At 60.8% G+C, this 13251-nt stretch carries 10 protein-coding genes; 3 read left to right on the top strand and 7 right to left on the bottom strand.

What is annotated here, in order from left to right; genetic code table 11:
- Window positions 1–17: 17 nt before the first annotated feature.
- From ACRER8_RS03615 to ACRER8_RS03595, 5 genes are all read right to left on the bottom strand, one after another.
- A complete protein-coding gene (locus tag ACRER8_RS03615) occupies window positions 18–1016 on the bottom strand; it encodes a LacI family DNA-binding transcriptional regulator (protein WP_431745105.1) in 999 nt (332 codons plus the stop codon).
- A gap of 41 nt (window positions 1017–1057) precedes the next feature.
- Entirely contained in the window at window positions 1058–1999 is a 942-nt protein-coding gene (locus ACRER8_RS03610) for an ABC transporter substrate-binding protein (RefSeq protein ID WP_431744984.1), read from the bottom strand.
- Window positions 2000–2181: 182 nt separating this feature from the next.
- Window positions 2182–3174, bottom strand: coding sequence for an ABC transporter permease subunit (locus ACRER8_RS03605; RefSeq protein WP_431744983.1), 993 nt, complete (start codon window positions 3172–3174; stop codon window positions 2182–2184).
- Between the two features lie 178 nt (window positions 3175–3352).
- On the bottom strand, window positions 3353–4915 hold the full coding sequence (locus tag ACRER8_RS03600) for a sugar ABC transporter ATP-binding protein (protein ID WP_431744982.1): 1563 nt from the start codon (window positions 4913–4915) through the stop codon (window positions 3353–3355).
- A gap of 331 nt (window positions 4916–5246) precedes the next feature.
- Window positions 5247–7610, bottom strand: a complete 2364-nt coding sequence (locus ACRER8_RS03595; RefSeq protein ID WP_431744981.1) for a DNA polymerase II — start codon at window positions 7608–7610, stop codon at window positions 5247–5249.
- Between the two features lie 191 nt (window positions 7611–7801).
- Here ACRER8_RS03595 and ACRER8_RS03590 point away from each other — a divergent pair, with 191 nt between their 5' ends.
- A complete protein-coding gene (locus ACRER8_RS03590; RefSeq protein ID WP_431744980.1) occupies window positions 7802–9037 on the top strand; it encodes a M20/M25/M40 family metallo-hydrolase in 1236 nt (411 codons plus the stop codon).
- Between the two features lie 120 nt (window positions 9038–9157).
- Here the strand turns inward: ACRER8_RS03590 and ACRER8_RS03585 are convergent, their stop codons facing one another.
- Complete coding sequence (locus ACRER8_RS03585) at window positions 9158–9475, bottom strand: class I SAM-dependent methyltransferase (RefSeq protein WP_431744979.1); 318 nt, start codon at window positions 9473–9475, stop codon at window positions 9158–9160.
- Between the two features lie 457 nt (window positions 9476–9932).
- Between ACRER8_RS03585 and ACRER8_RS03580 the strand changes: the two genes are divergently transcribed.
- Together ACRER8_RS03580 and ACRER8_RS03575 are read left to right on the top strand one after the other, a co-directional pair.
- Window positions 9933–11576 carry a phosphoethanolamine transferase gene (locus ACRER8_RS03580; protein WP_431744978.1) on the top strand — a complete coding sequence of 548 codons (1644 nt, stop codon included), beginning with the start codon at window positions 9933–9935 and terminating at the stop codon, window positions 11574–11576.
- A 6-nt stretch (window positions 11577–11582) separates the two neighbouring features.
- Entirely contained in the window at window positions 11583–12407 is an 825-nt protein-coding gene (locus tag ACRER8_RS03575) for an AraC family transcriptional regulator (protein WP_431744977.1), read from the top strand.
- Here the strand turns inward: ACRER8_RS03575 and ACRER8_RS03570 are convergent, their stop codons facing one another.
- A complete protein-coding gene (locus ACRER8_RS03570; RefSeq protein ID WP_431744976.1) occupies window positions 12408–12995 on the bottom strand; it encodes a LysE family translocator in 588 nt (195 codons plus the stop codon). It lies immediately after the preceding gene.
- Window positions 12996–13251 lie beyond the last annotated feature (256 nt).

The raw sequence follows: 13251 nt of genomic DNA, 5'->3' as shown, positions 1-13251 counted from the left end.
CCAGTCAGCGGGACGGTTCAAGGGCATCCACATGAATTTCGTATGCGCAACGTGGCAGGCAGCTGTTCGGATTGCCGCGCGCCGTCGGGATTGTCGATGCGTTGCAACAACAACTGCACGGCGCGAGCGCCCAATGCATGCACCGGTTGGGCGATCACACTCAGACGGGGCAGAAAGAAATCCGCCCAGTCGAAATCGTCGAAACCCACCAGCGCCATCTGCTCAGGCACCGCGATATTCGCATCCCGTAGCGCGTGCATGGCGCCGATGGTCATCAGGTTGTTGGCCGCCATGATCGCGCTTGGCGGACTCGGCAATGCCAACAGCGTTGAAGCAGCCAGCCGCGCCGATTCGCTGTTGGATTCACCGTTGACCAGCAGCATGTCGTCGAATGCGAGCCCGGCCTGCGACAACGCCTGGCGATAGCCTTCGATGCGCTCTTCGGTGGTGCTCAAACCGCGATGTCCGGCGATCATGCCAATGCGCTGATGACCGTGGCCGATCAGATGCGCGACCAAGGCTCGCGTGGCTTCACGATTTTCCACTCCGACCTGATCGAAGCCGTCTGCAGCCAGCCGGTCGACCAGCACCGCGGGAATGGCATTGGCCTGCAGATAGGCCAGCGCCGCCTGCTCTGGATCGCTGCAGGGCGCCAACAGAATGCCGTCGACACGCCGATGGTGCAGCGCCCTGACCACGCGCAACTCCTGCTCGGGGTCGTCGTGGGTATCGACGAACAGCATCATGATGCCGTGGCGCGCGCACTCGGTTTCAATGGCGTGAACGGTCTCGCTGAAGTAGTGGTTGGACAGCGCCGAGATCGCCACGCCAATGGTATTGGTGCGCGAGCGGGCCAGCGAACGCGCCAGGGTGTTGGGGATATAGCCCAACTCCCTGACTGCCTGCTGCACCGCTTCGAGGGTTTCCGGGCTGACCTTGCGCGTGCCGTTGAGCACATGGGACACCGTCGACGTCGATACCCTCGCCCGTCGCGCCACGTCCTCCATCTTGACCACTGCGTTCACTCTCCCTGTCCAAGGTGTTGGTTCAAGACGTATCAGTGTTTGCTCGACCAGCCGGTGTAAGAGCCGATGTTGTCGCGGGTGATCAACTTGGGCGTGAGTTGGGTCACCGCCTCGGCCGGTTTCTTGTCGTTGAGCAGGTCGTTGCCGATCAACACCGCCTGCTGCGCCATGGCCCACGGATCCTGACTGGCAGAGGCCTGAATCGACGACTCCGACTTCAAGGCATGCTCGATGTCCGGGGCGCCGTCGACCGAGGTAATCACAATGCCGCTGCGCTTGAGCTGTCTGGCCGCCAGGTCGCTGCCGATGGCTTGCGGGTCATTGATCGCGAACAACCCGTCGATTTTCGGGAAGCGCGTCAGGTAGCCCTGCATCGCATTCAGGCCGCCGTCGCGGGAGCCCTTGGCGTCTTGATCGTCGGACAGCACCTTGATGTCCGGGGCGGCGGCGAAGGCGGATTTGCAGCCGGTCACGCGATCGGTCACCGCCGTGACTTGCGGGCCGTTTTCGATGATCACATTGCCCTTGCCGGAAAGCTTGTCGACGACGAACTGACAAGCGAGCTTGCCGGCTTCGACGTTGTCGGTCTGCACCGTGGCATCTACCCCCGCGGCGCTAACATCGACCGCGACCACCTTGATGCCCGCGGCTTGAGCTTTTTTGATGGCCGAGGCGATGGCTTTCGGGTCCACGGCGTTGATCAGGATCAGGTCCACGCCTGCCGCGATGAAATTATCGATCTGCGCGAACTGCTTGCTCAGGTCGTAATCGGCGGACACCGAAGTGACCTTGGCGTTGGGGTTGATTTCAAGCGCCTTGGCCTTGGCCCCGTCGGCCAGGGTCACGAAATACGGGTTGCCCAGCGAGCCCAGGCTGATGCCCACCGATTTCAGCTCGCGCGCCTCGACACCTTGCGACAACAGCGCGGCCAGGCACAGGGATACGACAGCGGGAAATTTGCGTTTGAAGTTCATGATTTTCTCTCTTGTGATTATTGTCAGAGCCATTGTTTGAAACCTATTCAGCTGATACCCGTTTCGTGCCGCAGTCCGGCCGGTCGGCGTTCCGTTTGCCAGCGGTAGCGATCTCAAGCAAGCCGCCGCCGGCGAGCCGCGCTGCTACAGCGATCGGCAGCCGCACGACCCAAGCCGGCGAATCAGGTCCGCGCACCGGACTGGCGATAGCGATCGAGCGCCACTGCGCCGATGATCACGATGCCCTTGATGATGTATTGCCAGATGTCCGAGACGCCGAGCAGCACCAGACCGTTGGTCAATACCGCAATGATCAGCGCGCCAATCAGAGTGCCGCCGATGGTGCCGACGCCGCCGGTAAAACTGGTGCCGCCCAGGATCACTGCGGCGATGGCATCCAGCTCGTACGACTGACCCAACTGCAGGCCGTTTGCGGCGAACAGCCGCGACGCACTCATCACCGCGCCCAGCCCGGCCAACGCGCCGGAAACGGCATAGACGAACAGCAGCACCTTCCATACCTTAATCCCGGACAGGCGTGCCGCTTCCGGGTTACCGCCGACCGAGTAGATCTGCACACCCATGACGGTGCGGCGCAGGATGAACCAGGAAATCGCAATGACGGCCACGGCGATGATCACCAGCCACGGCACGCCTAGCACTGAATCGTTACCGATGAAGGCGAACGGCAGGTCGGGGTTGAACACGGTTTTATCGTCCGCCAGCAATCGCGCCAGGCCACGCATGGCAGTCAGCGCGCCAAGGGTGACGATGAACGGCGGCAAACGCATGAAGGCGATCAGCCCACCATTGACCAGGCCCAGCAACAGGCCGAAACCGATCCCGGCAGCGATCCCCAGCATGCCAAACTGCGGCGACATCGACGCTTGCAAGGCAACCACCGCGGAGGCTGCGAGAATCGCGCCCACCGACAGGTCGATGCCTGCGGTCAGAATCACGAAGGTCATGCCAGCAGCCAGCACCACGTTGACCGATGCCTGCTGGGTGATGATCGACAGGTTCTGCCAGGTCATGAAGCTGTCGGTCATCAACGCGAAGCCAACCAGCAGCAAGATCAGAACGGGCAGCATGCCGATGGTGCGCATCAGTTCGCGCACACGCTCACGCTTGCTGATGGCGGCCACGGTGGGCGAGTTTTCCAGGGGCAGACTCATGGCCTGATTTCCTTTTTTGTTATTGAAAGAGTGCTGCGTATTTCTGTATTCGGCGACGCCGCGCGGTCATGCTGCAAACGCGCAGCTGTGGGAGTGAGCTTGCTCACGAACAGACCGGTACATCCAAAACATCCAGCGTCTGGAGGTCAGCCTTCGTGAGCAGGCTCATTGCCACAGGTCATCCGCCATCAGGGCCAGGCGCGGATACCTGCTCACCCCCAGTCGCCAGATCGATGATCCGCTCCTGAGAAATCTCCTGTCCCGACGCGCCGCCCACCTCCGCCACCAACTGCCCCTCGCGCATGATCAGCACGCGGTCGCAGGTGCCGATGATTTCCGGCAGTTCGCTGGAGATCACCACGATGCCCACGCCAGCCTTCGCCAGTTCGTTGATGATCCGGTAGATCTCCGATTTCGAGCCGATGTCCACGCCGCGCGTGGGCTCGTCGAGGATCAGCACGTGGGGCTTGACCTCCAGCAGCCGCGCCAGCAAGACCTTCTGTTGGTTGCCGCCGGAAAGCGCACCGACATTGACCTTGCCCGACGCTACGCGAATCGACAGCGAACGAATCGCTTCCACCGCCCGCTGCGCGCCACGGCCACGGTCCAGCACACCGCCGGCATGGGCGTCCGGCACGCAGGCACAGACGTTGATGTTGTCGCGCACACTCATGTCGAGAAACAGGCCCTGGGCCTTGCGATCCTCCGTCAGGTAAACCACCCCCGCACGAATGGCGTCGGTGGGGTTGCGCAGCTCGGTGACAGTTTTGCCAGCCACCTCAAGCGTGCCGGAAGTGCGCGGGTCTGCCGCGAAAATCAGCCGCGCCAGTTCCGTACGCCCTGCCCCGACCAAGCCGGCGATGCCCAGTACTTCGCCCGCATGCAACTCGAAACTGCACGGTTTGACGCGCTTGCCATCGGCCATGTCGCGCACCCGCATCACCACCGCACCGGGGTCGTAGGCGGCGTGTTCCTTCTTATAGAAACCGGACAGGTCGCGGCCGACCATCATTTTCACCAGCGCATCGGCCGACAAACCGTCACGCTGCAGCATGCCGACGTACTCGCCGTCGCGCAGCACCGATACCCTGTCAGACAGCTCGTAGATTTCCGCCATGCGATGGCTGATGTAGATGACCGCCAGGCCCTGGTCGCGCAGCTGCTTGATCAGCGCGAACAGGCGATCGGTCTCCCGCGAGGACAGCGGCGTAGTCGGCTCGTCCATCACCAGAATCTTCGCCTTGGCGTGCAGCGCGCGGGCGATTTCCACCAGTTGGCGCTCGGCAATCGACAGCACGCTGACTTTGGTCGAAGGTTTGAAATCGGCGCCCAGGCGCGCGAGCACGTCGACGCAACCGGCCTCCATCGCCTTGCGATCGATGCTCCAGCCACGACGCAGCTCACGGCCCAGATAAACGTTCTCGGCGACGCTGAGATTCGGACACAGGCTCAGTTCCTGATAAATCACCGCGATGCCCTGCGCTTTCGCGGTCAACGGATCGAACGCCGTCAGCGTCTGACCATCGATAAGAATCTGGCCCCCGGCATCGGCCTGATAGGCGCCGGAAAGAATTTTCATCAGCGTCGACTTGCCCGCGCCGTTCTCGCCCATCAACGCATGGACTTCACCGGCATAGACTTTCAAAGCGACATTTTTCAGCACGCGCAGGCCATTGAAGGTCTTGGAAATGGCGTTCATTTCCAGCACAGGCAAGGGATGTTCGACGGGAACGGCACTCATGGGCGAGCGTCCGGGAGTGCGGGGAATGGCGCATCGAGCGCAGGAAAAGCGTGCGGCAGTACAGCGGGCGAGCTGTTCATGGGTGTCTCCGAGTTTCTTGTTCTTATGCCTGGGTTCGCCTCGTTTCGGGCGACTCGCGGAATTAACTTGAAACACTCTAGAACAGCTGAATCGTTTCACGCAAGCGCTTGCTTTTTCCTGTGAAAAAAAAATCGATCAAACATCACTCATGCGCCCCGGCTCACACCGCGATGACGCGCCGTGCGCATGCGCTTGCATCTTTGCCTTCGGCGGCAGCTGGAGCGGCTTTCGAGAGGATTGCAATCCGCTCTCAAAAAAGCCCCATCTGCCCGCCGATCAGGGTGCCGAAATCATCCTGCACGAATGGCAGAATCGCGTCGGCAATCGGTTGCAGCTGTCGGGTGATGTAATGGTCGTAGTCGATCGGGGCGCTGCGCACCTCCAGCGGCTCAGGGCCGACGACGCTGATCACGTAATTGATCCAGCCGCGGTTCTGGTATTGCAGCGGGCGGCCGTGTTGGCGGTTGTAGTCGTCGGCGATGCGCGCGGCGCGTACGTGGGGCGGGACATTGCGCTCGTAGTCGTCAAGTGCGCGGCGCAGGCGTTTGCGGTAAATGAGTTGGTCATCCATTTCCCCCGCCAAGGTGCGACGTACATAGTCGCGCACGTAATCCTGGTACGGACGGCGGTTGAAGATGCGTAAGTAAAGTTCCTGCTGGAACGCCTGCGCCAGCGGCGACCAATCGGTGCGTACCACCTCCAGGCCTTTGTAGACCATTTCGTCTTCACCGTTGGCGCGGGTAACCAGGCCGGCGTAGCGTTTCTTGCTGCCCTCCTCCGCGCCACGAATGGTCGGCATCAGGAACCGTTTGAAGTGAGTTTCGAATTGCAGTTCGAGGGCGCTCTCCAGGCCGTATTCATCACGCAGGTGTTTTCGCCAGAAGTCGTTGACGCCCTCCACCAGCGCCTTGCCAATGTGCGCGGCCTCTTCCTGACCATGAGGCCGCTTGAGCCAGACGAACGTGGAATCGGTGTCGCCGTAAATCACCTCGTAGCCTTGGGCTTCGATGAGCTGGCGAGTCTGGCGCATGATCTGATGTCCGCGCAGGGTGATCGACGATGCCAGCCGGGTATCGAAGAAGCGACAACCGCTGGAGCCGAGCACACCGTAGAAAGCGTTCATGATGATCTTCAGGGCCTGGGACAGCGGCGCATTACGCTCACGCTTGGCCGTCTCTCGACCTTGCGCCACCCGCGCGACGATGGACGGCAGGCAGTGTCGGGTGCGTGAGAATCGCGCGCCACGAAAACCTTCCACCGACTCACTGTCGTCGGGATGTCTGAGCCCTTCGATCAAGCCCACCGGGTCAATGAGAAAGCTGCGGATGATCGATGGATACAGGCTCTTGTAGTCCAGCACCAGCACCGATTCATATAAACCTGGCCGCGAATCCATGACGAAACCGCCGGGACTCGCCTCGGGCATGCGCTCGCCCAGATTGGGCGCCACGAAACCCTGGCGATGCATAAGCGGCATGTACAGGTGCTCGAACGCCGCCACCGAACCGCCGCTTCTATCGACTGGCAAACCGGTGACGGTCGCGCGTTCGAGAAGGAAGGTCAGCAGCTCGGTCTTGGCGAAGATCCGCGTGACCAGCTCGCAATCCTTGAGGTTGTAGCGCGCCAGTGCAGGCTTGTCCTCGGCGAACATGCGGTTGATTTCGTCCATGCGCTGGTACGGATTGTCGATGGCCTTGCCTTCACCCAACAGGGTCTGCGAGACGTTTTCCAGGCTGAACGAGGGGAAGCTCCAGGTCGCCGAGCGCAGGGCCTCGATGCCGTCGATGATCAAACGCCCGGCGGCGGACGCGAAGAAGTGGCTATTGCGCGCACCGTGCTCGCGCCAGGCCATGGTTTCGCCGTCGCGCCCCAGTCGCAACGGCACATTCAGACGGCGGGAATGCTCATGCAACACCCGCAGGTCGAACTGCACCACGTTCCAGCCAATGATCGCGTCCGGGTCGTGCAGCGCCATCCACTCGTTGAGCCTTTCCAGCAACTGGGCGCGGCTGTCGCAATAGTCGAACTTGAAATCCACCTGCGACGCATCGCCATTGGCCGGCCCGAGCATGTACACCTGACGCTCGCCGCAGCCTTCCAGTGCAATGGAATACAGCTCGCCGCGCTCGGTGGTTTCGATATCCAGAGACACCAGTTTCAACTGCGGGCGATACTCCGGCGCGGGTTTCATCTGCGCATCGCGCAACACACCGTTGGCATCCGGCGTACCGCTGAATTGCACGGGCGCGGTGATGAAACGCTCCATCAGATAGCGCTCAGGCGGGCGCACGTCGGCTTCATAGACATCGACGCTGGCTTGACGCAGGTCTTTTTCCAGGTTCATCAACTGCCGGTGCTGCCGGGTATAGAGGCCAAGCACCGGTCGGTGGCGGAAATCGCATAGCTGCAGTGGCTTGAGCTCGACATCCTTCTCCTGACGCAACACCGCCTCGGCACGTTCGCGATGCTGCGCGGGAATGAACGCCGTGGAGGTCTGAAGCGGCAGGCGCAGGTGGCGCGGCCCGTTGTCGGTCGCCAGCCAGAAGTCGACCTCGGTGCCCGCATCCGTATCTCGCCAATGTCGGGTCAGGACAAAACCCTGCTGTAAATCCACCGCTGCAACCTCGAAAACTCGCTTCCTGAGGCGTGATTCTACGGCGATCGGCGCGGGAAAGCCCGTGATGCACCGCGCCTGAACATATCGCCGGCTAAGCTGAAGAGCGAACGCGGGGGAACAATGCAGACCTGCGGGCTATCTGAAGATGGCTCGCATACCAGACTTGCACACCATCTGAGGGATCCAGCATGCTCGTTCGACGTACCTCCCTGGCGACCGCGGTTGCCGCCTCTTTGTTCTGCTCACTGGCCCTGGCCGCCGAGCTGCCTCCCGAACAATTGCTGAAAAAAGCCGAAGCCGAACAGAAGCCTTATCTGGCGACCGTCAAGCAACTGGTGGACATCGACACCGGTACGGGCCAGGCCGCAGGGCTCAAGACCGTCAGCGCAGTATTGGTCGAACGTCTCAAGGCGCTGGGTGCGACCGTCGAAACCACGCCGGCCAGCCCTTCGGCGGGCGACAACATTGTCGGCACGATCAAGGGCAACGGCACGAAAACCTTCCTGCTGATGATTCACTACGACACTGTGTTCGGTCCGGGCACCGCTGCCAAGCGACCGTTCCGGATCGATGGCGATCGCGCTTACGGCCCCGGTGTGGCAGACGCCAAAGGTGGGGTAGCCATGGTCCTGCACTCACTCAAGCTGCTGCAGGATCAGAAGTTCAAGGACTTCGGCACGATCACGGTGCTGTTCAACCCGGATGAGGAAATGGGCTCGGCAGGCTCGAAAAAAGTCATCGCCGACCTGGCGCGCAAGCATGACTACGTTTTCTCCTATGAGCCGCCGGACAAGGACGCTGTGACAGTCGCCACCAATGGCATCAATGGCGTGTTCGTCGACGTCAAAGGCAAGTCCTCCCACGCCGGTTCCGCACCGGAGGCGGGAAGAAACGCGGCGCTGGAGTTGGCCCACCAACTGGTTCAGCTCAAGGACCTGGGAGATCAGGCCAAAGGTACGACCGTCAACTGGACGCTGATCAAGGGTGGCGAGAAGCGCAACATCATCCCGGCCAGCGCCTCGGCTGAAGGTGACATGCGCTATTCGGACCTCAGCGAGTCGGAGCGGGTGCTGGCGGATGGTCAACGCATCGTGCAGAACAAACTGATCGATGGCACGGAAGTAACATTCCGCCTCGACAAGGGCCGCCCGCCGCTGGTGAAAAACCCGGCCACCGAAGACCTGGCAAAAACCGCTCAGGCGCTTTACGGCAAGATCGGCCGCAACATCGAACCGATCGCCATGCGCTTCGGCACCGACGCCGGTTATGCGTACGTGCCCGACAGCCAGAAACCTGCCGTGCTGGAAACCATGGGCGTGGTCGGCGCAGGGCTGCATGCCGATGACGAGTATTCGGAGCTGTCGAGCATCGCGCCGAGGTTGTACCTGACGGTGGCGATGATCATGAAATTGTCGGAAAAATGAGGCACCCAGGCTTTTGATTCTGGCGGGACTGGCGGCATTCCGAGGATCGCCACCCGCCATCGCACTTAGCGTGCGAACGCTTCGGCAAAGCGCATAACCCATAGCCATCCCGGTGCGGGGTCAGCAGCGGGTGATCAGTCCCTGGCGGGCGATGCGCGTCAGGTGCCGAATCACCCCTTCGGCGTGCTCGGCGGAGGGCGCTTGAATGACAGCCAGATCAAATTGGTCGTTACCGAAACGTTCGAGGGATTCGTCGACGTTGATGAATTGGATGAGGAAAGCGTGAGGACCGTATTGACGGCGAGGCCAGCCGTCGAGGTAGCGCAGAAGCGTCGGCTGGTGGGCACCACCGAGCAGGATTTTCGGGTTGCGACGGTTGAATTGACTGGCGATAGGGGCCAGGCGAACGAGGGCGCGCGGGCTGGGATTACTGCTCATAGTGTCGTTTTCTCTGCCTCAGTGTTCCGCTGGGCAGCGGTGAGAGGCAACACCGAACCAGCGCTTTAGCGGTATTTCGGTGACGTTGTTCACGACACCCGGCGCCCCGCAAGTAGCTGTTTAAATCGGCGCATGAGCGGCATCCTAGAGAAGCTGTGCAGGCATTGTCAATCAGGGCGAGCATGTTTGGGGCGTTACGTTTAACGCGCTGGGACCGGGGTCGTCCGCACGTCGGCAAAAACGCTGCGGGACGTCATGCACGGTTTCAAAAACACTCCGCCCGGTAACGCGCCGTCTACGCCGTATTCACAAAGTCTTCACAATCGATCTGAAAAACTCCGCGCCACTTTCGAATCCTTTATCAACCCGCCTGTGACGAACAGGCTCAGCTGACGTGCCGGTCCAGGGACGGGACTGCTGAAGCGCATGTGCAGCCCCGTTTCGAGTAGTGCTTTATATGGAAATGCGCTCAACGCTGCGACCCGTTACCTCCACCCGCCTGGTCATGCTGTCTTCCCTGTGTCTGGTGCTGTTCTACAACCTGGCCACCTGGCATGCGCTGGTCGGGCTGACGCAGTTGCAGGGCATCAAGGCCGTAGCTTTCTACATCTCGTTCGCGTTCTTCCTGTGGGCCGCGATCACCCTGCTTCTGACCCTCGTGTCCTTCCGCCCGACGCTCAAGCCGGTGCTGAGTCTGGTCGCGCTGTGCTCCGCGGCAGCGGCGTATTTCATGAATACCTACGGCGTCAGCATCGACACGACGATGATGGAGAACGTGCTGGAGACCAACCCTGGCGAGGTCAAGGCCTTGCTCAGCGGCAAGTTGTTCCTGTATCTGGGTGTGCTCGGTGCGCTACCGATTACATTGATCTGGCTGATCCCCGTGACCTATCGCCGGGTTCTGCCGGGGCTGGTGAACAAGGTGCTGGTCTGCATCGGTTGCGTGCTGGTAATGGCGGCCTCGGTGGGACTGTTCTACTCGACCTACGCGCCAATCTTCCGTGACGAAGACGCTCTGACCCACTTCATCAATCCGACCAACTACATCTACGCCGTCGGCAAGCTGACCAAGCAGACGGTGGCGATCAAGGAAACGGTCCAGATCCAGACCGTGGGCGCCGACTCCGTGCTTAGCCCTGAAGCCCGGCAGCGACCGAAAAAGAGCCTGATGATCTTCGTTGTTGGTGAAACTGCACGCGCCGATCACTTCTCGCTCAATGGCTACGCCCGCGATACCAACCCTGAATTGAAGAAGCAGGACATTCTCAATTTCACTCAGGTGGCCTCCTGCGGTACGTCCACGGCGGTTTCGGTGCCTTGCATGTTTTCCAAATTTCCGCGCACCGATTACAGCGACAAGAAAGGCAAGACCTATGAGGGGCTGCTGGACATGCTACAGCGCGCCGGTTTGCAGGTGGTTTGGCTGGACAACAACAGCGACTGTAAGGACACCTGCGTACGCGTGCCCCACAGCGACATCCCGAAAAACCAGGCGAGCCCGTTCTGCGACGGTCAGAATTGCCTGGATGAATCCCTGTTGGTCGGGCTGCAGGAGTACATTGATTCGCTCACGGGCAACGCCATCATCGTCCTGCATTCCGACGGCAGCCACGGCCCGGAGTACTACGACCGCTATCCGAAAAGCCTGGAGCGATTCACCCCGGTCTGTCACACCAATCAGTTGGGCAGCTGCACCTCCGATGAGCTGAAGAACGTCTACGACAACACGATTCTCTATACCGACCACTTCCTGTCGCAGACCATCGAATTGCTCAAGCGCAATCAGGACAAGGTCGACACTTCGATGATCTACGTTTCGGACCACGGTGAATCGCTGGGGGAAAACGGCATCTATCTGCACGCCGCGCCTTACGCGATCGCACCCGTTGCGCAGACCCATGTGCCGATGGTCATGTGGTTCGGCCATTCGACACTGGAAGATGCCGACATCGATCGCAGCTGTCTGGCGAACAAGCAAAACCAGGCGGGCCTGAGCCATGACTATATGTTTCATTCGGTGCTAGGCTTGCTCGGCGTCAACACCACCGAATACCAGCCGACGCTGGATATTTTTCACAGTTGCAAGCGCAGCAAAGGATGATCTGACATGGCCCTTCAGAACCCGGTGAGCAACGCTGAAACACCGGTGTTCTGGAGGGACGGCGAGCTGCCGTTCATTGAAGCCCGCTCCATCGCCGATGGCCGCAAGGTCTGCTACTCGCGTCATTCCCACGAAGTGTTTTCCATCGGCGCGATCACGGCCGGGCAAAGCACTTACCTGCATGAAAAGACCTGCCAGACCATCTCCACTGGCACCGTGGTGCTGATGAATCCCGGCGATGTGCACGCCTGCAACCCTATCGACGATCAACCCTGGTCGTACATCATGTTTTATGTCGATGCCCAGTGGCTGGGCCGGGTGCAGCAGGCTTGTGGCGTCGAAGGTTTTCGACCGATTCCGGCGATTCACAGCACGGATCCCGCGCTGTTTTCGGGTCTGCTGGATCTGCACCGGACGCTGATTGATCCGACCCTGGAATCGTTGCAGAAACACGAAGCCGTCGTCGCGTTTTTCGTGCTGATGCAGCAGCGTCTTGGCAGTTTCGATGCGCCGCTGAAGAAGGTCAACCAACGGGTCGAGCGTGCCGCGCAGTACATCAACCAGCATTTTTTGCGGGCGATGCGGCTGGAGGAAATCTGTCAGGCGGCGAATCTGTCTGAGGCTTATCTGATTCGCGCTTTCGAACAGCATTACCACATGACGCCCCATGCTTATCTGATCAACCGGCGCATTCAACACGCCCAGACACAGCTGCGCGAGGGCGAGCCGATTGCCGATATTGCCCAGCGCAGCGGCTTTGCCGATCAGGCGCACTTTCAGCGTGTGTTCAAGAAGCACCTTGCCGCGACGCCGGGCCAGTATCGGCAGTGATCAGACGTACAGCAACGACACTGCACAGCCGACCAACAACGCCGCCATGCTGCGGTTGAAGGTGCGAATGCGCTGCGGGCTGCGCAACCAGGGGCCGAGAAACGCGCCAGCATAAGCCCAGCAGCCGACCGAGAAATAACAGACCACGAAGTAGATCAGCGCGAACAGGCCGATCAGCCGCGCCTCGCCATCGGCCACGAACGCGCCCATCCCCGCGACAGCTGCCAGCCATGCTTTGGGATTGAGCCACTGCATCGCCGCGCCATGCCAGAACGACGGCCGCTGCGTGGGTTTGTCGACATTCAGTTGGCCGTCGTCCATCGCCAGTTTCCAGGCCAGATACAGCAGAAACGCCATGCCCGCCCAGCGGATGATATCGGTGAGCATCGGGTAGTTGTGCAACACCTCATGCAGGCCGAAACCGGTGGAAGCCAGCAGCACCACGAAACCGACCGTCGCGCCCATGACATGCCGCAGACTCGCCCCCAGCCCGAACTGCGCCCCGGAACTGAGCGCCACCACATTCACCGGCCCCGGGGAAATGGACGCCGCGAGCGCGAACGCCGCCATGGAAATCATCAGGTTCATTACTGCCCTTCTCCATCCAATGAGTGAAGGGACACATTAACGGGCGAGGGTTAGGCGGGTATTGAAGAAAACTGACCAGTGAGAGATGTCGCGCGGCAACGCGCTGCAGCAGCACGGCTTGCCGGCGTTTGCGTCAGGATCGCTGCCGCCTGTAGATACTTTGTGGGCGGCGACGCTCTTCCAAGCGCCGCCTGATTCTGTAGGAGCCGGCTTGCTGGCGAATGCGGTCATCGGTCAAATCAACAGTGCCTGACAC

This window comes from Pseudomonas sp., assembly GCF_050739935.1.
GTDB lineage: Bacteria > Pseudomonadota > Gammaproteobacteria > Pseudomonadales > Pseudomonadaceae > Aquipseudomonas.
This window is presented reverse-complemented; position numbering and strand designations above follow the sequence as displayed.